At 68.1% G+C, this 20,571-nt stretch carries 16 protein-coding genes and 2 pseudogenes; 15 read left to right on the top strand and 3 right to left on the bottom strand.

Translation table 11 applies throughout. From position 1 onward, the window contains the following. Positions 1–151 precede the first annotated feature (151 nt). Positions 152–301 carry a hypothetical protein gene (locus DESTE_RS18220; protein ID WP_198015348.1) on the bottom strand — a complete coding sequence of 50 codons (150 nt, stop codon included), beginning with the start codon at positions 299–301 and terminating at the stop codon, positions 152–154. A gap of 233 nt (positions 302–534) precedes the next feature. Between DESTE_RS18220 and cbiR the strand changes: the two genes are divergently transcribed. After that, positions 535–1,350 carry a cobamide remodeling phosphodiesterase CbiR gene (gene cbiR / locus DESTE_RS09195; protein WP_035067098.1) on the top strand — a complete coding sequence of 272 codons (816 nt, stop codon included), beginning with the start codon at positions 535–537 and terminating at the stop codon, positions 1,348–1,350. 195 nt (positions 1,351–1,545) lie between these two features. Continuing rightward, positions 1,546–2,550, top strand: a pseudogene (locus DESTE_RS09190) (DHH family phosphoesterase); the annotation flags it as partial. A gap of 685 nt (positions 2,551–3,235) precedes the next feature. On the opposite strand, the gene DESTE_RS09185 reads toward DESTE_RS09190, so the two are convergent. Together DESTE_RS09185 and DESTE_RS09180 are read right to left on the bottom strand one after the other, a co-directional pair. After that, a complete protein-coding gene (locus DESTE_RS09185) occupies positions 3,236–4,648 on the bottom strand; it encodes an EAL domain-containing protein (RefSeq protein WP_035067091.1) in 1,413 nt (470 codons plus the stop codon). 140 nt (positions 4,649–4,788) lie between these two features. Then, positions 4,789–5,412: a hypothetical protein gene (locus tag DESTE_RS09180; RefSeq protein ID WP_245590789.1), complete on the bottom strand. Its 624-nt coding sequence runs from the start codon at positions 5,410–5,412 to the stop codon at positions 4,789–4,791. Between the two features lie 791 nt (positions 5,413–6,203). Here DESTE_RS09180 and DESTE_RS09175 point away from each other — a divergent pair. The 13 genes and pseudogenes from DESTE_RS09175 to icd all read left to right on the top strand — a co-directional run bounded on the left by DESTE_RS09175 (position 6,204) and on the right by icd (position 20,391). Then, positions 6,204–7,001 (top strand): 2-amino-3,7-dideoxy-D-threo-hept-6-ulosonate synthase, encoded by a 798-nt coding sequence (locus DESTE_RS09175; RefSeq protein ID WP_035067088.1) that lies wholly within the window; start codon positions 6,204–6,206, stop codon positions 6,999–7,001. A gap of 262 nt (positions 7,002–7,263) precedes the next feature. Beyond that, entirely contained in the window at positions 7,264–8,235 is a 972-nt protein-coding gene (locus tag DESTE_RS09170; RefSeq protein WP_035067085.1) for a 3-dehydroquinate synthase II family protein, read from the top strand. Between the two features lie 34 nt (positions 8,236–8,269). Then, positions 8,270–9,475 carry a prephenate dehydratase gene (gene pheA / locus DESTE_RS09165; protein ID WP_035067083.1) on the top strand — a complete coding sequence of 402 codons (1,206 nt, stop codon included), beginning with the start codon at positions 8,270–8,272 and terminating at the stop codon, positions 9,473–9,475. A gap of 275 nt (positions 9,476–9,750) precedes the next feature. Beyond that, positions 9,751–11,115 carry a 3-phosphoshikimate 1-carboxyvinyltransferase gene (locus DESTE_RS09160; RefSeq protein WP_035067080.1) on the top strand — a complete coding sequence of 455 codons (1,365 nt, stop codon included), beginning with the start codon at positions 9,751–9,753 and terminating at the stop codon, positions 11,113–11,115. Then, positions 11,112–11,903, top strand: coding sequence for a prephenate dehydrogenase (locus DESTE_RS09155; protein ID WP_035067077.1), 792 nt, complete (start codon positions 11,112–11,114; stop codon positions 11,901–11,903). The genes DESTE_RS09160 and DESTE_RS09155 overlap by 4 nt, the downstream gene beginning before the upstream one ends. 120 nt (positions 11,904–12,023) lie before the next feature. Further along, positions 12,024–13,598: an anthranilate synthase component I family protein gene (locus DESTE_RS09150; RefSeq protein WP_156925309.1), complete on the top strand. Its 1,575-nt coding sequence runs from the start codon at positions 12,024–12,026 to the stop codon at positions 13,596–13,598. Then, positions 13,579–14,157 carry an anthranilate synthase component II gene (locus DESTE_RS09145; RefSeq protein ID WP_035067076.1) on the top strand — a complete coding sequence of 193 codons (579 nt, stop codon included), beginning with the start codon at positions 13,579–13,581 and terminating at the stop codon, positions 14,155–14,157. The genes DESTE_RS09150 and DESTE_RS09145 overlap by 20 nt, the downstream gene beginning before the upstream one ends. A 114-nt stretch (positions 14,158–14,271) precedes the next feature. Beyond that, entirely contained in the window at positions 14,272–15,288 is a 1,017-nt protein-coding gene (trpD, locus tag DESTE_RS09140; protein ID WP_035067075.1) for an anthranilate phosphoribosyltransferase, read from the top strand. Next, positions 15,281–16,096: pseudogene (locus DESTE_RS09135) on the top strand (indole-3-glycerol-phosphate synthase); the annotation flags it as partial. The gene trpD and the pseudogene DESTE_RS09135, both read left to right, overlap by 8 nt. A gap of 158 nt (positions 16,097–16,254) precedes the next feature. Further along, entirely contained in the window at positions 16,255–16,923 is a 669-nt protein-coding gene (locus DESTE_RS09130; RefSeq protein ID WP_051384398.1) for a phosphoribosylanthranilate isomerase, read from the top strand. A gap of 39 nt (positions 16,924–16,962) precedes the next feature. After that, on the top strand, positions 16,963–18,147 hold the full coding sequence (trpB, locus tag DESTE_RS09125; protein ID WP_035067073.1) for a tryptophan synthase subunit beta: 1,185 nt from the start codon (positions 16,963–16,965) through the stop codon (positions 18,145–18,147). Positions 18,148–18,176: 29 nt separating this feature from the next. After that, positions 18,177–18,956 carry a tryptophan synthase subunit alpha gene (gene trpA, locus DESTE_RS09120; RefSeq protein WP_035070052.1) on the top strand — a complete coding sequence of 260 codons (780 nt, stop codon included), beginning with the start codon at positions 18,177–18,179 and terminating at the stop codon, positions 18,954–18,956. Between the two features lie 286 nt (positions 18,957–19,242). Beyond that, the gene (icd, locus tag DESTE_RS09115) at positions 19,243–20,391 is read left to right on the top strand and encodes an NADP-dependent isocitrate dehydrogenase (protein WP_035067071.1); all 1,149 of its coding nucleotides are present in this window, start codon (positions 19,243–19,245) and stop codon (positions 20,389–20,391) included. Positions 20,392–20,571: the final 180 nt, after the last annotated feature.

Below are 20,571 nucleotides of genomic sequence, written 5' to 3'. Positions count from 1 at the left end.
AATGCAAACGGCCCGGTCATGCCGGCCGTGGTGTTTTTCGGGGAAGGGGAAGGCGTCGCGGACGGTGCGCCCTTGCGCAAGCCGTCCCTTCGTACAAGCCGTTCCGTGGCGCAAGTCGTCCCGTCAGGCGGGAATTGGCGTGGCGGGCGGGCTACAGGGGGCAGCACATCCGGTACACGTAGCGTTCGTACAGGCCGGACACCCTGCCCGCCGCACGGGGGCTGAGGCCCGCGTCGCGCAGGCGACAGTAGACGTGCAGGGGGTTGAAACGGTGCTGCAGAAAGTGCTTTACGTGGCGCATCAAGATCTCCTGTTCTCCGGCATGGTCCAGTGTGGCCCGCTGTGACCTGACGGGGGAACGACGTATGCCGTGCATGGCGCATGCCGGTGCGGTTCGTGGTCCATGGTGGCGGCCCCTTGCGAGAGGGGGGCGCAGTGCGGATGGACGAAAAACCGGCGTTGCGGGCGCGCGGGCGGCACTTTTCTGCCGGGCCGCGCTTGCCGGTCAGGCGGAAAGCCCGTAACCGGAACGACATGCACGTTCCGCAGGCCCTTACCGCATCGCCTCGGCTTCTGTCCAGAACCGTAGCGGCCCCTTCGTGGGTCATTGCGGGCAACATCCATGATAATTGCGCATTTCTTTCGAAAAAAGTGCACGAGGTCGGGTTGTGCCTGTTCGAGGCAGAAGCCTGCCTTGCCTACAGCGATGCCGACCTGCCTCCGGCGCTGGCCGCGCTGCCCCTGACCTGGCACGCCCACCTGCCGGTGGACCTGGCCTGGGGGGCGGGGCCGCACGGCGCACCCGGCTCGGGCGCGGCGCAGGTGTGCGGGCTGCTGATGGACCGGGTGGCTTTTCTGGGGGGGCAGCGCGCGGTGCTGCACCCGCCCACGCCGAAGCAGTCCGAGGCGGCGGGTTTTGCCGGTACGGACGGCCCGGCCCGGCTGCTGGCCGCCTTTCTGTCCGAATGGACCCGCCAGGGCCGCGACCCGGCCTGCCTGCTGCTGGAAAACATCGCCGGGCAGGATCTGGCGGACCTGCTGCCGATCATCGCCGAGGGAAACTGCAAGGTGTGTCTGGACATGGGCCATGTCCTGACCTACGGTCAGCATAGGCTGCCCGCATCCGCCGAACTGCTTCGGCGGGTGCGCATGATGCACGTGCATGCCCCCGGCGGCATGGACCGTCACCGCCCCCTCACCGAACTGGCGATGGAAGAAGCCGCCTGGGCCGCGCGGGTGCTGCCCGCCCTGCCGCCGGACGCGGTGCTGATGGTGGAGGTGTTCGCCTGGGACGGCGTGCTGGCCTCGCTGCCGGTGCTGGAACGCCTGCTGGACGGGGTGTCGGCCTGAACTTGTCAGCCTGAACCTGTGTGGTCGGCGCTGTCGGACGCGTCACTCATCCCATTCATCCCACTCATCGGTGAACCGGTGGTGGCGAACGCCCGGCATCGCTCGCGCATCGGGCACCCCAGGCATCGACCGGCATCACGGGCATCACGAAAGACGCGCATCGGGCATCACGCGATTCGGGGCCGAGAGGAGATCATGAGTTACTTCCGGAAGCTGGAGACAAAGCTCACCCACCTGCAGGAGCTGTTCGACCGCGCCGAACGCTGGCTCATCGTGATCAACGCCGATCCCGACGCCATGGCTTCCGCCCTGGCGTTGAAGCGCATCATGATCCACCGCGTGGACGACGTGGCCATCGCCCGCGTCAATGAAATCACCCGCCCCGACAATCTGGCCATGGCCCGCTACCTGCGCATTCCCATGGTCAAGCTTACCCCCACCCTGGCCGCCCAGTTCGACCGTTTTGCGGTGGTCGATTCGCAGCCCCACCACCACCCCGCGTTCAAGGACCTGTCTTTCTCGCTGGTCATCGACCACCACCCCCTTGTCGAGGAACACCCGGTGGTGGCCGATTACAAGGAAATTCGCAACGAGTACGGCGCCACCTCCACCATCATGACCGAGTATCTGTACAATCTCGGCATCCGACCCGGAAAGCTGCTGGCCACGGCGTTGCAGTTCGGCATCAAGACCGACACCGCCAGCTTCGAGCGCACTTTTCACGACGTGGACATGCGCGCCTACCGCTACCTGACCAAGTTCGCGGACCACGCCCTGCTGTCGCGCATCGTGCGCAGCGAATTCCGGCTGCACTGGCTGGACTACTTTTCGCGCGCGTTCATCAGCATGCACAAGCTGGGCACCGGTCAGTACGTGTACGTGGGCGAGGTGGAAAATCCGGACATCCTGGTGGTCATTGCCGATTTCTTCATGCGGGTGCACGAAATCCGCTGGGCGGCGGTGTGCGGGGTGTATCAGGACACCATAGTGGTCATCCTGCGCGGCGACGGCATGGGGCGCGACCTTGGCCGTTACGCCAGCCTGCAGTTCGGCGACGTGGGCTCCGCCGGGGGGCACCGGGCCATGGCCCGCGCGGAGATACCGCTGGCCACCGCAGAGGGCCGCAACGTGGAATTCTTCATCTACAAGCGGCTGCTGGCTCCCCGCAAGAAAATGCGGGCCAAGGTGGACGCGAAGCCCGAACAGAAGCCCGAGCAGAAGGCCGAACCGAAAACGGACCACAAGCCCGACGCCGGACCCGGAGCCGGACCGGAACCCGCTGTCGGGCAGAAGGCCGCCCAGAAGGCCGTGCCGCCGGGCGAAAACAGGCCCGAACAAAAGGCCCCTGCGGCCCTGCCTGCCGGAACGCCTGCCGGTCCCTCCTCGGAGACACCCGCCGCGACGTCCGCTGCCTCGACCGGGGCGGCGGCTGCCGCTACCCCCTCCCCGCTGCCCGCGCGCGGCAAGTAGCGAACTGGCGCGCCACCCCCCGCGTGTATCCAACGCCTCGTACCCGTTCTGTTTCGCCTACGTAATGCGTGTTCGCGCGCGGCACGGTGCGTGCTGCTGGTCGTGCGTGGGCGCAATCCGCGTGCTGCCGCTGGCGAGAATACCCCGCTCCGGGGGGGGGCGGGTCGTGAACGTCACGTTTTTGCGCCTTTCGCGCCGGATATGCCGGATATGGCAGGCATGCCGGATATGGCAAGGCCGCCCTCCGGGGTTCCGGGGGGCGGCCTTGCGCGCGGAGGGAAGGGAAAGGGACAATGGCCGGGCCACCGGGGTGGCGGTGCTGCTGCCCGGCACGGCGCCCGAGCTGCCGTTCAGCGCGGGGGGTGGCGGGGCGGGGCAGAGCAGGCCGGAGTCGGGCAGAACAGGGGGCGGACGGCTACGCGCCGCGCCGCCTGCGGTCCGGGCGGCCCGCGTCGGCGCACAGCACGTGGGGCGCGCCCATGGCATCGGTGAAGCGCACCGCCAGCGTCACGCACAGGTTGCCCGAGGCCCGCGAAATGTACGGAGCGGTCAGGCATTCCTCTATGCCGCTGCGCATGGGCAGGAAATATTCCTTCAGCGAATGGTCTGTGCCGCGCCGCGCGGGCTGGTAGATGAACCGCCTGCTGGCCGATAGCCGGTAAGGGTTGCATACCGTGTCCGACACCTGACGCCCCGCGCCGTCCAGCACGTACAGGCATTCCAGGGCCGATTCCGCGTTCAGGTAACGGGCCAGCAGCTTGTCGAAGTCGCCGGGGCAGGCGTGGTGCAGGTCTTCGCGCAGGCGGTGCACGGCGCTGCGCAGGGTGGCCACGTGGCGTTCTTCTTCCTCCACCTGGGCCAGGGTAAGCGCGGCGTAGGCGTGGGCCACGTTGTGCATGGCCGTGCCGCCTTCGGCCACGGCCCCTTCGGGCGAGGGCCGCGCGAACAGGAAACCCTGCATCACGTCGGCCCCCAGGTCCATCAGCAGGGCGGCCTCGCGTTCGTGCTCCACGCCCTCGGCCACGGTCATGGCTCCGATGCGCCGGGCCAGGCCCACCAGCGCCCGCACCACCTCCTGGCGGTGGAACGAATCGGGCAGGCCGGACACCAGCGAGCGGTCCAGCTTGAGCACGTCGGGCTTCAGCGCGGCGATGCGTTCCAGGTTGGAATGCCCGGCCCCCACGTCGTCCAGGGCCACCAGAAAGCCCAGCTTGCGGTGGCGCGCGGCGAACTCCATCAGCGCATCGGTGTCGTCCACCTGCGACTCCACGATTTCCAGCACCACGTTGTTGGGGCTTACCCCGCTGGCCTCGGCCAGCCGCTGGATGTGCCCGGACCCCACCACCCCGCGCCGCAGCACGGCGGTGTCGATGTTCACGAACAGCAGCAGTTCCGGCTTGCGGCGCACCAGCGGGGCAAAGGCGGCAAAGGCCCGCTCGCGGCACAGGCGGTCCAGTTCCAGCGCACTGCCGCTGGCGGCGGCGGTGACAAACATGAGGTCGGGCGGCATCACCGCGCCGCCGGGCACGCGTCCCCGGCTCAGGGCTTCCATGCCAACCACGGTGTGGCGGCGCACGGAAACCAGCGGCTGGAACAGGGTGAACACATCGGTGATGCTCACGCCGGGCACGGGAGACGGGGTGGCGCGGGCTGCCACGGCGGTGGAGGCTTCGCCATGGTGTTCCGAGCCGGGAACAACGCCGCCAGTGGACGCACCGTCCCGCGCCGCATGGAGCGCGGTGTCAGGGGTGTGGGGGGTGTGGGGGGCGTGCGTATGCGTTTTGGCGGGCGAGTGGGAACCTGCGCGCGCCGGGTTCGTGGCGATCATGTGGTCGTCTCGTTGGCGCGGCGGCGCGCGGAAAGAAATAGGGCCGGACCGGGGCGGCGGGCGGGGGAAGGGTGCCCCGGTCCGGCGGAGGGTGCGGGCGGCGGGGGTTGCTGGGGTGTCGCCGCCCGTTCACGCCGTTGTCAGTTCCCTCGCCAGGGCGAGGAACCGTGCGTGATTCCGTCGGGTTGCAGGTGGAGCGGCAGGGTGCTCCCCCCGGCGGAACCGTGCACGGAAGGAACCGTGAAGCCGGGCGCAGAACCTGCGCCGGGTGCTTCCGGCGGAAAGCCACCACCCGTTGCGGCAGCGTGCCCCCCGGCGTGGGAGGCAGCGTGGCCACGGGCAAACAGTGACGCATCGTCGTCGAAAAGCCTGTCGCCGGTGCTCGGGTCATGTTCCGTGGGCAGGCGCAGCAGGCTGCGCAGCGAGGCGGCTGCCACGTGCATGGTGAACACCAGCCATGCGCAGACCAGGGCCGCGCAGGCGATGCGGGCCGGGTCGCCGGGCAGGGCGGCGGCAATCACGCCCAGCCCGGCCGCCAGAAGGCACGAGAGCCCCGGCGCAAGGCCGCGCGAGGTGTGGCCGGGCGTGTCGCAGGCACGTCCGGCGCCCGCGGGCGGCGCTGGAATGGTGGAGCCTGTGGCCGCATCGGGACAGGCAAAGGGCAGCACATCCGCGTAGGCTTCGGCAGCCACGGCCATGGAGCGGCCCGCGCCGTTGCGGCGGGGAGCATGGCTGGCTGTCGTATGGCGTGACGCGGCGTGCATGACGTTGTCCGTACCGGGCGGCAAAGGCCCGCAGATTCTGTTGTACTGTACATGCCCTTTCCGGCGGCAACCGGTGGGGGCGACGCGGGCGGCGCATGCCGTCCGTGCTGGTGAGATAGCAAAAGGGGGGCCAATGGTGGCAACCCGGCGAATTTCAAGACTCCGCAGGTGCCGGGCAAGGGTGTGGAGATAATCGAGGGGGCATATAATGACAAAAATGAACACAGCATGAGTGTTCAAGGAAACAAAAACGTAAATCTAATGCGCCCCGCCCCGGTGAAAAAGATGGGGTCTTGCCGAACATTCCGCTTGACAGCCCTTGCAAGGCGGGCGTAGGTATCCCGAAACACCTGAAAACGGATAACGTCAGGACATCACGACAATGCTTTCCACCTCCGCCACCTTCACCACTGCCTATCGTACCAACTATTATTTTTGGTACTTTTTTAGCTATGGAGAAGCCCGTGGCCGCATGGAGCGTGCGTAAGCATCTGACGAAGGTGTAAACACACGAAGACTCAAGGGGCCGCGGGCGAAAAGCCGGCGGCCCCTTTCTGTTTTTTCCGGCGGTGCGTTACGCGCGGCGCACCCCGGAAACGTGTGACCCGGAGGACCGGGCAGGCCGCAGGCCAGCCCCACGTCCGACGCCTGACGCTGCCGCATCAGCAGTACCCGGTACGCGGGGGGAATGCCCCCCGGCGCCCGCGACCCGATGGTCCGGGCGCAAGGCAAGGAAACACGATCACGGCCAGTTGCGCCGAAACCTTTCCGAAAGAACAGGGGAACATACGATGCAAATCGGCAAAAGAATCAGGATGGAGCGCATTTTCAATCGAAAAACCGGGCGTGCCGTCATCGTGCCGCTGGATCACGGGGTAAGCGTGGGGCCCATCTACGGCCTTGTGGACATGCGCGAAACCGTGAACCAGGTTGCCGAAGGCGGCGCGGACGCGGTGCTCATGCACAAGGGCCTGGTGCGCTGCGGCCATCGCGAGGGCGGCCGTGACGTGGGCCTGATCGTACACCTTTCCGCATCCACCTCCCTTTCCCCCCGCCCCAATGCCAAGACCCTGGTCGCCACCGTTGAAGACGCCCTGAAGCACGGCGCCGACGGCGTGTCCGTGCACGTGAACCTGGGCGACGAAACCGAACGCGACATGCTGGCCGACCTTGGCCGCATGGCCACCGTGGCCAACGACTGGGGCATGCCGCTGCTGGCCATGATGTACGCCCGCGGCCCCCGCATCAAGAACGAGTTCGACCCGGAAGTGGTGGCGCACGCCGCCCGCGTGGGCGTGGAACTGGGCGCCGACGTGGTCAAGGTGGCCTACACCGGCGACATGGACAGCTTCGCCCACGTTGTGGCCTCCTGTTGCGTGCCCGTGGTCATCGCGGGCGGTCCCAAGCTGGATTCCACCCGCTCGTTCCTGCAGATGGTCCACGACGCGGTGCGCGCTGGCGCAGCCGGTCTTTCCGTGGGCCGCAACATCTTTCAGCACGAACGTACCCCCGCCCTCGTCAAGGCCCTGCGCGGCCTGGTGCACGAGGATTGGGATGTGGAGCAGGCCATCGCCCTCGTCGGCGAGTAGGCGGGCGTATCGGGATTCAGGCACTTTCGCCCTCCGGCGTCGTCAGGCTTCGTCGTCCATTCCGGTCGAGTACGATAAGAGTACACTCCCTTCATGGACGACTCGCCTTCCTTGCCGGAGAACGAAATTGCCTGAATCCCGACACGCCCGAAGAGGCACGGAATGTCCCGCCGAATGAGGTGGAATGTTCTTGTTCCTCCCGCGTAGTGTTCGGGTGGATTCAAAGAGCGGTTCGCCGCCATGACAAAAATGTGAGGGGCCGATGCGGACCATTCTTTTCAAGAGCGTGCCTTTCGACAAGGGCCTGGTGACCCTGGCGCTGGAATCGGGCGTGGACGGCATCATCGTGCCGCGCGCGCAGGTGGATTCTGTGGCGGCGCTGGCCCGGTGCCGGGTGCTGGCCGACGAGGATGTGGCGATCATCGCGTTGTCGGCCAAGGCCGACGAAGAGGACGCCGCCGCGCGTCTGGCGCGGGGCGAAACCGTGGTGCTGGCGCGCGGGTGGGAGATCATTCCGGTGGAGAATCTGTTGGCTCAGTCCGACGACGTGGCCGTGGAAGTGGCCGACCTTGCCGAGGCGCGCCTTGCGGCGGGCATCCTGGAGCGCGGCGTGGCCAGCGTGGTGGTGCTGCCCGAAGGCGCTGGCGAGTTGAAGTCCATCGTGGCCGACCTCAAGCTGTCGCAGGGCTGCGTGGACCTGGCTACCGCCGTGGTCACGGCGGTGGAGAACGTGGGCCTTGGCCACCGGGTATGCGTGGACACCATGTCCATGTTGCGCCGGGGGCAGGGCATGCTGGTGGGCAATTCCAGCGCGTTCACCTTTCTGGTGCATGCCGAGACGGAGCACAACGAATACGTGGCCGCACGTCCGTTCCGCATCAATGCCGGGGCCGTGCACGCCTACGCCCAGATGCCCGGCGACAGGACCACCTATCTTGAGGAACTGCGTGCGGGCGACGAGGTGCTCATCGTCAGTGCCGACGGTTCCACCACCGTGGCCACCGTGGGCAGGCTGAAGGTGGAGGCGCGGCCCATGCTGCTGGTGCGCGCCCGGGTGGGCGACGTGGAGGGCGCGGTGTTCCTGCAGAATGCGGAAACCATCCGCCTGACCCGCCCCGACGGCGCCCCGGTGAGCGTGGTGAGCCTGAAGGAAGGCGACCAGATCCTGTGCCGCACCGATTGCGCGGGCCGCCACTTCGGCATGCGCATCAAGGAGGACATCAAGGAATGCTGATGCGCACCACGACACAACGCCGGAGGACGCGGCCATGAGCCTCACCGACGACAAGGACCCCAATTGGCGAGGGGATGACGCTGCCGCCAATACCCTCGAAGGCACGGACCACGGCGCAACCTCGCCGTCTGCCGACCCGGAAGCCGCCCTGGCCGGGCGCCTCGGGCAGATACGCCACGAGATCGACGGGCTGGATTCCGACCTGCTGGACCTGCTGAACCGCCGCGCCTCGCTGAGTCTGGAAGTGGGGCGCATCAAGGCCGACGACGCGGGCATCGTGTTCAAGCCCTTCCGCGAGCGCGAGGTGCTGGAAAATCTCATGTCTGCCAACGGCGGGCCGCTGCCCAACGAGCACCTGCGCTCCATCTGGCGCGAGATTCTGTCCTCCTCGCGCAGCCTGCAACGGCCGCAGAAGGTGGCCTACCTCGGCCCCGAGGGCACCTTTTCGTACTTCGCAGGGGTTGAATTTCTGGGCAAGGCCGTGGAATACATGCCGCAGAAGGATCTGGACGGGGTATTCCGCGCCGTGCACGACCGGCAGTGCGAGCTTGGCGTGGTGCCGCTGGAAAATTCGCTGCACGGCACCGTGGGCCAGAGTCTGGACCTGTTCCTGTCGCACGAGGTATTCATCCAGTCCGAGCTGTTCTGCCGCATCAGCCACTGCCTGCTGACCACGGAGACAAGTCTGGCCGACGTGACCACGGTGTACTCGCACCCGCAGCCGCTGGCCCAATGCGGCGGCTGGCTGCGTCAGGCCCTGCCGGGCGCGCGGATCATTCCGGCGGATTCCACCGCCTCGGCGGCGCGCCGGGTGGTGGGCGAGAAGGGCGCGGCGGCCATCGGGCACCGCAGTCTGGCATCGCTGCTGGGGCTGAACATCCTGGCGCGCGGCATAGAGGACCAGCCGGACAACTGGACGCGCTTCGTGGTCATCGGTCCCGCCCCGGCGGGGCAGCCGGGCACGGACAAGACCTCCATGCTGTTCTCGGTGCCGGACAGGCCCGGCGCACTGGCAGAGGTGCTGAATTTGCTGGCCCGCGAAGGCATCAACATGAAGAAGCTGGAGTCGCGGCCCCTGCGTGGCGAAAAGTGGAAGTACGTATTCTTCGTGGATGTGGAATGCGACCTTGGCAACGAGGACTATGGCCGGGTGGTGCACGAGCTGCGCAGGCTGTGTCATACGTTGCGCATCCTCGGGAGTTATCCGGCGGGGCCGCAGCTGGACATGAGCGGTGATTGATTTCGCCTTGTCGTGCTTTGGGAAAGCGGGGCTCCGCCCCGCGCCCCGCAAGGGGACCGCGTCCCCTTGACCCCGTTTGCCGTCGAGCCACGCTACGCGCGTCTCAACGGGGTATGAGGAAACAGGCAACTGGCCCCAAAGAAGAAGTTTGGGGGGAGCGGCAGCCGTCAGGCGAGCGCGCAGCGCGAGCCTTACGGATGGCGACAGCAAAGCTGGGGGCCGGGGTGGTAGCCCCTCCCCGGTAACTCTCCCGAAAGATATCCAAAGGAATTTCCATGGAAACCAAACGGGAAACCGTGACCGTGGCGGCACCGCCGTCCAAGTCGGTGTCGCACCGCATGCTGATCGGGGCGGCGCTGGCCGCGGGTGATTCGGTGGTGGAGCACGTGCTGGAAAGCCGCGACATCGAGCGCACGGCAGACATCCTGCGTGCGGCGGGCGCGCGCATCGAGCGCCAGGGCGACGGCAGGTTCGCGGTGTCCGGCGTGGCGGGCACGCCTGCGGGCGGGTTCGACGCGCCGGTATCGTGCGACGTGCACGAATCGGGCACCACCTGCCGCCTGCTGACGGCGGTGCTGGCGGCGGGCAAGGGGATGTTCCGCATCCACGGCGCGCCGCGCATGCACGAACGGCCCATCGGCGAACTGGTGGACGTGCTGCGCGACCGCGGGGTGCGCGTGACCTACGAAGGTCGCGAAGGCTGCCCGCCCCTGCTCATCGATTCCGACGGCATGTCCGGCGGTTCGGCCGCCATCGGCCTTGGCGAATCCAGCCAGTATCTGTCGGGGCTGCTGCTGGCCGCGCCGCTTACCAGCGGGCTGACCATAGAGGTTTCCGGCGACAAGGTGGTGTCGTGGCCGTACGTGGCCCTGACCCTGCAAGCCCTGGAAGACTTTGGCATCGGCTTTCGCGTGGAAACGCGCGAAACCCCGCGCGGCAAGTGGCAGGCCGACGACTGGCGCACCCTGCGCGAAGTCCGGCCCGGTCTGGTGCGTTTCGTGGTGTCGCCGGGGGTGTACCGCGCGGGCAATTACCGGGTGGAGGGCGACTGGTCCAACGCCTCGTACTTCCTGGCTGCGGGGGCCGTGGGTCCGCGCCCGGTGCGCGTGGCAGGCTTGCGGGTGGATTCGTTGCAGGGCGACCGGGCCATGCTGGACATCTTGGGCCGCATGGGCGCTCGCTTCGAGCGGGCCGACAACGGCGTGGTGGTGGCCCCTTCCAGCCTGACCGGCGTGGAAGTGGACATGGGCCACTGCCCGGACCTGGTGCCCACGGTGGCGGCCACGGCGGCCTTTGCCCAGGGCGTGACCACCATCCGCAACGTGGCGCACCTGCGCATCAAGGAATGCGACCGGTTGTCCGCCCCGGCGGCGGAACTGCGCAAGGCCGGGGTGCGGGTGGAAGAACTGGACGACGGCCTCGTCGTGTACGGTTCGCTGCGCAGCGGCGGTCCCGCACCGGCGCCAGCCTCGGGTAATGACGAAAAAGTGATGCCATTTTTGTCATACGGCGACCATCGCATGGCCATGAGTCTTGCGCTTCTGGGGTTTGCCGGGGTACAGGTGGCTTTGGACGACCCTGCCTGCGTGGCAAAGTCGTTCCCGCATTTCTGGAACGAGTGGGAAAAGGTACGCGCATGAACGCAGTGAAAATCGCGCTGGTCGGCGCGGGGGGCCGCATGGGCCGCCTGTTCGCCGACAGGCTCTCCGCCGCAGGATACGCGGTGGGGGGCGTGGACCGTCCGCTGACGCAGGATGCCTTGCGTCATGCCGTGGACGGTGCCGCCGCCGTGCTGCTGTGCGTGCCCGTGGAAACCATGGACGAGGTGCTGCGTCAGGTGGCCCCGCTGCTGAACGGCATGCAGGTGCTGGCGGACATCACTTCCGTCAAGGTGCGCCCCATGCAGGTCATGGAGCACCACTATGCGGGCCCCGTGGTGGGCACCCACCCGCTGTTCGGCCCGGTACCCCCGGCGGGTGCCCCTGCCGAGAACCTGCGCGTGGCCGTGACCCCCGGCGAAGGTGCGCACGAGGCGGATGTGGCGCTTATCGAGCGCGTGTTCGCCGACATGGGCTGCGTGCCCTTCCGCACCACTGCGGACGAGCACGACGAGGCCGCCGCCTGCATCCAGGGCCTGAACTTCATCACCAGCGTTGCCTACCTTGCCACGCTGGCCCACCGCGACGAGCTTACCCCCTTCATCACCCCCTCGTTCCGCCGCCGCCTCGACGCGGCGCGCAAGATGCTCACGGAAGATGCATCCCTCTTCGAAGGCATGTTCGAAGCCAATCCCCACAGCCAGACCGCTGTCCGCAGCTACCTGTCGTTCCTCAACTTCGCCGCCGCCGGCGATGTGGACGTGCTGGTTGATCGCGCCCAGTGGTGGTGGCGTTCGCACACCGAAAGGGGAGGAGTGCGTCCGTCATAGCTGCACGCGAGTAGTAGAGTAACGGACAAGGCAATAGTAGGCCGCGCTCCCTCCCCGGGAGCGCGGCTTTTTGTTTTCAACGCACCACTCACGGCACGCCGAACTTGAAGGAGAATCCAGATGGAAATGCCCGAAATGCCCGCACAGGCTGAAATGCCCGATCAGGCGGAAGCCCCCGAAACGGCACAGGCCCCCCAGACGCCGGAAGTCACGCAGACCCAGGCCAACGGCTGCGCTTGCGTCACCAACGGTTCCGGGGACGACATTCCCCCGCTGCCCGAAGGCGGCGAGATCGTGCTGCGCCAGACCGGTCGCTGGCTGGAGGCCGATGTGGACACCCCCATCAGCGTGTTCCTGGGCATGGTGGGGTCCGGGCAGGGCATTCTGCTGGAAAGTGCCGAAGTGGACGGCCGTTGGGGCCGGTACAGCGTCATCGCCTTCAACTTCCTGCTGCGTCTTGGCTGCCGCGACGGCAAGCTGGAAGTAGCCGTGCGCGACCCGCGCCTTGCCCCGCTGCGCCGGTTCGACGGCATGGGCTTCATCGAGGGCACCCGCGCGGTGATGCGCGCCCTGCGCATCGAACCGGACGGTGCCTTTGCCGACCAGCCCCCCATCACCCGCGCCCTGTACGGCTATTTCGGCTACGGCGTGTCCGGGCTGTTCGAACCCAAGCTGGCCAAGGTGCTGCCGCCGTCGTCGGCGGAAGCCTGCCTGGCCCTGCCCGGCACCGTGGTGGTGTTCGACCACCTGTACAACCGGCTGTGCCAGCTTTCGCTCACCGACCTGCCCGGCGCCAGGGTGGACCGCAGCCAGGTGGACCGCACGCCGGAACCGCCGGAAGTCGGCCCCGTGGTCAACGTGCCGGAACAGGCCGTGTACACCCGCGCCGTGGCCCGGGTGAAGGACATGATCCGCGAGGGCGAGGCCATTCAGGTGGTGCTGTCCACCCGTTTCCAGGCATCGTTCAGCGGCGACCCGTTCACGCTGTACCGCCGTCTGCGCCGCATCAACCCGTCGCCGTACATGTTCTTCATGCGCCTGCCCGGCGTTTCGCTGCTGGGGTCGTCGCCGGAGGTCATGGTGCGCTGCCGGGCGGACAAGTTGCAGGTCAGCCCCATCGCGGGCACCCGCCCGCGCGGCACGGACGACGCCCACGACGCCGCCTTGGCCCAGGAACTGCTGGAAGACCCCAAGGAACGCGCCGAGCACGTCATGCTGGTGGACCTTGGCCGCAACGACCTTGGCCGCATTGCCGCGCCGGGCACCGTGCAGGTGGAGCGGTTCATGGACGTGGAAAAGTTCTCGCACGTCATGCACCTGACCTCGCGCGTCACCGCGCAGATCGAACCGGGCCGCGACGCGCTGGACGTGCTGGCCGCCACCTTCCCGGCGGGCACCGTCAGCGGCGCGCCCAAGGTGCGGGCCATGGAAATCATCTCCGAGGCGGAAGGCCTGGCGCGCGGCCCCTACGCGGGCGCCATCGGCTGGCTGGGGCTGGACCGGGGCAGCGTGAACCTGGACACCGGCATCACCATCCGCTCGCTGTGGGTGCGCGACGGGCAGGTGCACTGGCAGGCCGGCGCAGGCATCGTGTTCGATTCCGTGCCCGAAATGGAATGGAAGGAATGCAACAACAAGACCGCCGTCATCCGCGCCGCCGTCACCGGAGGGGAATATGTTCCTGTTAATCGATAACTACGACTCGTTCACCTTCAATCTGGTGCAGGCGTTCTACGGCCTTGGGCTGAAGCCGGTGGTGGTCCGCAACGACGATCCCGCCGTGCCCGCCATGGCCGAAGACCCGAAGCTTTCGATGGTGTGCATCTCGCCAGGCCCCAGCCACCCGCGCAACGCGGGCTTCTGCCTCGATTTCCTGTCGCGTCTGCCGCACACCGTGCCCGTGCTGGGCGTGTGCCTGGGCCATCAGGTGCTGGGCCTGTTCGCCGGGGCCACCGTGGATGTGGGCCCGCGCATCATGCACGGCAAGACCTCGGACATTACCCACGACGGGCAGGGTCTGTTCCACGGCGTGCCCAGCCCCATGCAGGTGGGCCGCTACCACTCGCTCATCGTGCATGCCGAGGAACGCCCCGACCTGCTGGCCGTCACCGCCCGCGCCCCCGAGGGCGAGGTGATGGCCCTGCGCTACACCGACCGGCCCTGGGTGGGCGTGCAGTTCCACCCCGAATCCGTGCTGACCCCCGACGGCGTGCGCATGCTCGCCAACTTTCCCGCCCAGGTGGCGGGGAAGTAGGAGCGGGGCAGCGGAGAGGTTTTTTGTTCGCCTCCGGCGGGCAGGGGGCAGGCCCCCTGCACCCCCTTTAGGTAGGCTGCCCGTCCCATAAAGAACTCCTGAAGGAGACAGCAAATGCAGACTGCAACTTCCACCATACTGGAAACACTGGCCACGGGCGTTGATCTTGCGCCGGAGCTGGCCGAGGCCGGGTTCTCGCGCCTGATGGACGGCGAGATGACCTGCGCGCAGGCGGGTTCGTTCCTGATGGGGCTGCGCATGAAGGGCGAGACCCCGCAGGAACTCACCGAGGCGGTGCGCGCCGCGCTGGCCCGCGCCGTGCGGGTGACCGGCATTGACGGCCCCACCATCGACATCGTGGGCACCGGCGGCGATGGCCGCTCGTCCTTCAACTGCTCCACGGCCACGGCGCTGACCCTGGCGGGCATGGGCCATCGGGTGGTCAAGCACGGCAACCGCGCGGTGTCGTCCTCGTGCGGGGCGGCGGACGCGGTGGAGGGCCTGGGCCTGCCGCTGGAACTGGACCCGGACGACGTGCGCGCGCTGGTGGCACAGCGCAACTTCGCCTTCCTGTTCGCGCCGCGCTTCCACCCAACGTTCCGCAACGTCATGCCCATCCGGCGCGAACTGGGCGTGCGCACCCTGTTCAACCTGCTGGGGCCGCTGCTCAACCCGGCCCGTCCCAGCCACATGCTGCTGGGCGTGGCCCGCGCCGAACTGCTGCCGCTGATGGCCCGGACCCTGCTGCTGACCGGCGTGCGCCGGGCGGCGGTGGTGCATGGCGCGGGCGGCTATGATGAACTGACGCCCATGGGCCCCGCGCACATCATGCTGCTGGAGGGCGACGGCGAAGGCCACGGCTCGCTCACGGAAATCAGCGTGGACCCGGCGGACTACGGCATCGCGCCCTGCACCCCCGAAGAACTGGCCGTGCCCGACCGCGACACCGCCGTGCGCGTGCTGCGCGAACTGCTGTCCGGCGGCGGTCCCGCCCCCATGCGCGACATGCTGGTGCTGAACGTGGGCATGGCCCTGCACCTGCTGGAGCCGGGTCTGGCCCTGCCCGACGCCATGGCCGCAGCGCGGCTGGCGCTGGCAGCCGGGGCAGGGGGGAAGGTGCTGCATGCTTGATCGCTTTCGCATAGCCAAGCAGCCGGAACTGGACCGGCTGCGCAAGCTGGCCGCTGTCGGCGGGCTGCCCGCGCCGCTGCTTGCAGGAACGGTCGGGACAGGTTCCGGCGGCACCCCGCGCCCGGACTTCCTGCGGGCGTTGCAGGATCGCACGGGGTACCGGGGTGCGCCGGTGTCGGTCATCGCCGAGTACAAACGCGCCTCGCCCTCGCGCGGGGTCATCGAGACGGGCGTGTCGCCGGAGGACGCAGCCACGGCCTATACTTCCGCAGGGGCCACGGCCATCTCGGTGCTGACCGAGGAACAGTACTTCGGCGGTGACCTGGCCTATCTGGAACGCATGGCGGCAGTCGCTCCGACTGTACCCCTGCTGCGCAAGGACTTCATCATGGACCCGTTGCAGGTGGAAGCCACGGCGGCCACCCCGGCGTCGGCCCTGCTGCTCATCGTGCGGCTGACTCCAGATGCGCGCACCCTGCGCGACCTGCGCGAACAGGCCGAAGCGTACGGGATGCATGCCGTGGTGGAGATATTCGACGAGGCGGATCTTGCGCTGGCGCGCGAATCCGGCGCGCGGATCATCCAGGTGAACAACCGCGATCTGGAAACCCTGGCCGTGGACCGCACCGCCTGCCTGCGTCTGGGGCCGCTGAGCGAACCCGACGAGGTCTGGATAGCGGCCAGCGGCATCGCCGAATACCGCCACCTGGCGGAAGCCGCCGATGCCGGGTATGACGCGGCATTGGTGGGCACCGCGCTGATGGATGGGGGCGACCTTGAAGGTTCGCTGATGCGTCTCCTCGGACGCGAGGGCACTCCGTCCTTTCGTCCTCCGGCGTCGTCAGGCTGCGCCGCCTGCTCCGGTCACGTACGGTCGGAGTACGCTCCCTGCGCGTCGGGCTCGCCTTCCTTGCCGGAGAACGAAAAACCTGTCGTGCCGGATTGCTGCGAAAACGAAGGTGCCCGATGACACCAGCCGCCCTGTTCGATAGTCCCAACCGCCTGCTGGTGAAGGTCTGCGGCCTGACCCGGCAGCAGGATGCGGACGCCTGCGCGGAGGCCGGGGTGGACCTGTGCGGGTTCATCTTCCACCCGGCCAGCCCGCGCGCGGTAACGCCCGCCGTGGCTGCCGGGCTGCGCAGCCATGGCATGGCGCGGGTGGGGGTGTTCGTGAAACAGTCCGCCGACGAGGTGCTGGCCATCATGGACGCGGTCCGGCTGGACTTCGCCCAGTTGCACGGCGGGCAGGATGCCGCCTTCTGCGACCGGGTGGGGCGTGAACGGGTCGTTCGCGTGGCATGGCCGCAACGGCATGCGGACCGCACCGCGCTGGAAGCAGAACTCGCCGGGCTTGCCCCGCATGTGCGCTGCTTTCTGCTGGATGCGGGCACCAGCGGCGGCGGTCACGGGGCCACCATGGACTGGGCCGCCTTGCGCGGTCTGGCTCCCGGCGCGCCGTGGCTGCTGGCGGGCGGTCTGACCCCGGACAACGCGGCCAGCGCCGTTGCCGCCTGCGGCGGCCATGACCCCGCCATGCTGATCGGCGTCGATCTCAATTCGGGGGTGGAAAGCGCCCCCGGCCAGAAGGATGCAACCCGCGTGGCCGCCGCCCTTGCGGTGCTGCGCACGGCATAGTCGATACCAACTGGCGCTCCCGCGCCAAAGGATACCACCATGAAAAAAGGCTATTTCGGCGAGTTCGGCGGGCAGTTCGTGCCCGAGTTGCTCATGCCGCCGCTGCGGGAACTGGAAGCCGCCATGCGCGACATCCTGCCCTCGGACAAGTTCCGGGCGGAACTGGACGACCTTTTGCGCAACTTTGCCGGGCGCGAAACCCCGCTCACGGCCTGCCCCACGCTGTCGGCGGAACTGGGCGTGAACCTGTGGCTGAAGCGCGAAGACCTGCTGCACACCGGCGCGCACAAGGTCAACAACACGCTTGGGCAGGCGCTGCTGGCCAAGTACATGGGCAAGACCGCGCTGGTGGCGGAAACGGGCGCGGGCCAGCACGGCGTGGCCACGGCGGCGGCGGCGGCGCGTCTGGGCATGGAATGCGTGATCTACATGGGCGCGACGGACGTGGTGCGTCAGGCCCCCAACGTCATGCGCATGAAGCTGCTGGGGGCCAAGGTGGTGCCCGTGCAGAGCGGCACCAAGACCCTGAAGGACGCCATCAACGAGGCCCTGCGCTACTGGATTGCCCAGCAGGATTCCACGCACTACTGCTTCGGCACGGCGGCGGGGCCGCACCCCTTCCCCACGCTGGTGCGCGACCTGCAATGCGTCATCGGGCGCGAAACCCGCGCCCAGATGCTGGAGCGCACGGGCCAGCTGCCCGACATGGTGGTGGCCTGCGTGGGCGGCGGCTCCAACGCCATCGGCATGTTCCATCCGTTCGTGGATGACGCCTCGGTGCGCATCGTGGGGGTAGAGGCGGCAGGCACCGGCGAGCCGGGCTGCTACAATTCCGCGCCCATCAACCTGGGCCGCCCCGGCGTGCTGCACGGCCAGATGACCATGCTGCTGCAGGACGCGGACGGTCAGATCGAGCCGTCGCACTCCGTGTCCGCCGGGCTGGACTACCCAGGCGTGGGGCCGGAGCACGCGTATCTGGGGGCCATTGGCCGGGTGACCTACGGCATGGCCACCGACAGTCAGGCGCTGGGGGCCTTCCAGGCCCTGACCCGGCGCGAGGGCATCATCCCCGCGCTGGAATCGTCGCACGCGCTGGCGTGGGTGCTGAACAACCGGGACAAGCTGCCTGCCGGGGGACACGTGGTGGTCAACCTTTCGGGCCGGGGCGACAAGGACATGGAAATCGTGCGGGAAGTGCTGTTCCGCGAAGGAGAGCTGGCATGAGCGCGGCCATTCATACCGACATGAACGACATGCTGCCCGATGCCCCGGTGTCGCGGCTGGAAGCCCGCGTGGCTGCCGCCAACGCGGCGGGGCGGCCCGCGCTGGTGCCCTTTCTGACGGCGGGCTTTCCCACGCTGGACCGCTTCTGGGACGAAATGGACGGCCTTGATCGCGGCGGCGCGGATGTCATCGAGATCGGCGTGCCGTTCTCCGACCCGGTGGCCGACGGCCCGGTGGTGGAGGCGGCATCGCTGCGCGCGCTGGAAAACGGCGTGACCCTGCGCTGGATACTGGACGGCCTGAAGGCCCGCGCGGGCCGCTACGACGCCGAGCTGGTGCTGATGGGCTACTACAACCCGTTCCTGCAATACGGGTTGGAAAACCTGGCGGCGGACGCGGCGGCGGCGGGGGTGGCGGGCTTCATCGTGCCCGACCTGCCGTTGGAGGAAGACGCGGAGATGCGCGCGCTGCTGGCCGCGCGGGGCATAGACCTCATCGCCCTTGTCGGCCCCAACACCAGCGAGGAACGCATGGCCGAATACGCCGCCGTGGCCTCCGGCTACGTGTACGTGGTGTCGGTGCTGGGCATCACCGGCGTGCGCGAGGGCCTGCCGCCGGAGGTGCCGCAGACGCTGGCCCGCGCGCGCAAGGCCTTTCGCCTGCCGCTGGCGCTGGGCTTCGGCATCAAGGAACCGAAGCAGCTGGAAGGCTTCCCCGACCGGCCCGATGCGGTGGTGTTCGGCTCTGCCCTGTTGCGCCACATCGACGCGGGCAACAGCGCCGAATCGTTTCTGGCCGCGTGGAAGTAGCGGGGTTGGGTGGGCTGGGCGGGGTAGCACCCTGCCCGGCGCCCCCATGCGGCGCAACAGCATTCGCAAACCTTCGGGACCGTTCAGCCCTGCGCGGGGGACGGTCCCGTTTTGACAAAATCCGCCAAACCGGCTACCGGAACTGACCCCCAAGGGTACACCGGATCCCACCGGAAGCACGTGATACAAGGCCGGGCGGCACGCCGCCCGGCTGCTTTTCGGCAGCACGACATCAGCACGACAGTACGGCCCCGCCCCGGCGGGGTCTGCGCAAAGGAGCGCCTCCATGCGGAAGACGGTCTACTGGATTGAAGGCGACGGCATCGGCCCCGACGTATGGAAGGCCGCCCGTCCCGTCATCGATGCGGCGGTGGCGAAAACCTACGGCGACGCGCGCTCCATCGAATGGAAGGAACTGCTGGCCGGTGAAAAGGCCTACGCCGCCACTGGCGAATACCTGCCCGAGGCCACCATGCAGGCCCTGCGCGGCGCGGAACTGGCCATCAAGGGGCCGCTGGGCACCCCGGTGGGCAAGGGCTTCCGCAGCCTTAACGTCACCCTGCGCCAGACGCTGGATCTGTACGCCTGCATCCGGCCCATCCGCTACTTCGAGGGCATCATGTCGCCCGTGAAGCGGCCGGACCTGGTGGACATGGTGGTGTTCCGCGAAAACACCGAGGACGTGTACGCGGGCATCGAATACAAGGCGGGCACGCCGGAAGCCAAGCGGCTCATCGACTTTCTGCGCAACGAACTGGGCGCCAACGTGGACCCGGAAAGCGCCGTGGGCATCAAGCCCATGACCGCGCGCGGCTCCAAGCGGCTGGTGCGCCGCGCCATGGACTTTGCCGTGGCCCAGAAGCGGTCCAGCCTTACGCTGGTGCACAAGGGCAACATCATGAAGTTCACGGAAGGCGGCTTTCGCGAATGGGGCTATGAAGTGGTGCGCGACGAGTTCGCCGACGCCGCCGTGCTGGAAGCCGACGCCGGGGGCGCGGCGGGCAAGGTGGTGGTGAAGGACCGCATTGCCGACGCCATGTTCCAGGAAGTGCTGATCCGCCCCGACCAGTACAGCGTGATCGCCACCCCCAACCTGAACGGCGACTACCTGTCCGACGCGCTGGCCGCGCAGGTGGGCGGCCTTGGCCTTGCGCCGGGCGTGAACATGTCCGACTCGCTGGCCTTCTTCGAAGCCACCCACGGCACGGCGCCCACCATTGCCGGGCAGGACAAGGCCAACCCCGGCAGCCTCATCCTGTGCGGCGCGCTGATGCTGGAACACATGGGCTGGAACGATGCGGCCACCCGCATCTACAACGCCATCAACACCACCATAGGCAACCGCACCGTCACCGTGGACCTGGCCTCGCAGATGGCCAGCGCCACCACCGTGGGCACCGTGGCCTTTGGCGAGATGGTGGAAAAGGCCCTGTAAGATTGGGAAGAGTTGCGTAGATACGGCAGATTGGCGAATGATGACGCCCCCGGAAGCGGTGAGCTTCCGGGGGGGTTTTTGCTTCCTGTCTGGCCTGTCCGTGCGTTCGGACTGGGCGCAAGGAAAAGGGCAGGATGGCGGGGCGGGCTGGCCGGGATCAGGGCTGCACGACACGACCAC

The sequence above is a fragment of the Nitratidesulfovibrio termitidis HI1 genome (genome assembly GCF_000504305.1).
GTDB lineage: Bacteria > Desulfobacterota > Desulfovibrionia > Desulfovibrionales > Desulfovibrionaceae > Cupidesulfovibrio > Cupidesulfovibrio termitidis.
Note: the sequence above shows the minus strand (reverse complement) of the source record. Positions and strands in the feature narration are given on the sequence as shown.

Excerpts from the sequence above, each read along its gene's own strand:
- DESTE_RS18220 (WP_198015348.1), bottom strand. The coding sequence starts at position 301 with ATGCGCCACGTAAAGCACTTTCTGCAGCACCGTTTCAACCCCCTGCAC.
- cbiR (WP_035067098.1), top strand. The coding sequence starts at position 535 with ATGCACGTTCCGCAGGCCCTTACCGCATCGCCTCGGCTTCTGTCCAGA.
- DESTE_RS09185 (WP_035067091.1), bottom strand. The coding sequence starts at position 4,648 with ATGATCGCCACGAACCCGGCGCGCGCAGGTTCCCACTCGCCCGCCAAA.
- DESTE_RS09180 (WP_245590789.1), bottom strand. The coding sequence starts at position 5,412 with ATGCACGCCGCGTCACGCCATACGACAGCCAGCCATGCTCCCCGCCGC.
- DESTE_RS09175 (WP_035067088.1), top strand. The coding sequence starts at position 6,204 with ATGCAAATCGGCAAAAGAATCAGGATGGAGCGCATTTTCAATCGAAAA.
- DESTE_RS09170 (WP_035067085.1), top strand. The coding sequence starts at position 7,264 with ATGCGGACCATTCTTTTCAAGAGCGTGCCTTTCGACAAGGGCCTGGTG.
- pheA (WP_035067083.1), top strand. The coding sequence starts at position 8,270 with ATGAGCCTCACCGACGACAAGGACCCCAATTGGCGAGGGGATGACGCT.
- DESTE_RS09160 (WP_035067080.1), top strand. The coding sequence starts at position 9,751 with ATGGAAACCAAACGGGAAACCGTGACCGTGGCGGCACCGCCGTCCAAG.
- DESTE_RS09155 (WP_035067077.1), top strand. The coding sequence starts at position 11,112 with ATGAACGCAGTGAAAATCGCGCTGGTCGGCGCGGGGGGCCGCATGGGC.
- DESTE_RS09150 (WP_156925309.1), top strand. The coding sequence starts at position 12,024 with ATGGAAATGCCCGAAATGCCCGCACAGGCTGAAATGCCCGATCAGGCG.
- DESTE_RS09145 (WP_035067076.1), top strand. The coding sequence starts at position 13,579 with ATGTTCCTGTTAATCGATAACTACGACTCGTTCACCTTCAATCTGGTG.
- trpD (WP_035067075.1), top strand. The coding sequence starts at position 14,272 with ATGCAGACTGCAACTTCCACCATACTGGAAACACTGGCCACGGGCGTT.
- DESTE_RS09130 (WP_051384398.1), top strand. The coding sequence starts at position 16,255 with ATGACACCAGCCGCCCTGTTCGATAGTCCCAACCGCCTGCTGGTGAAG.
- trpB (WP_035067073.1), top strand. The coding sequence starts at position 16,963 with ATGAAAAAAGGCTATTTCGGCGAGTTCGGCGGGCAGTTCGTGCCCGAG.
- trpA (WP_035070052.1), top strand. The coding sequence starts at position 18,177 with ATGCTGCCCGATGCCCCGGTGTCGCGGCTGGAAGCCCGCGTGGCTGCC.
- icd (WP_035067071.1), top strand. The coding sequence starts at position 19,243 with ATGCGGAAGACGGTCTACTGGATTGAAGGCGACGGCATCGGCCCCGAC.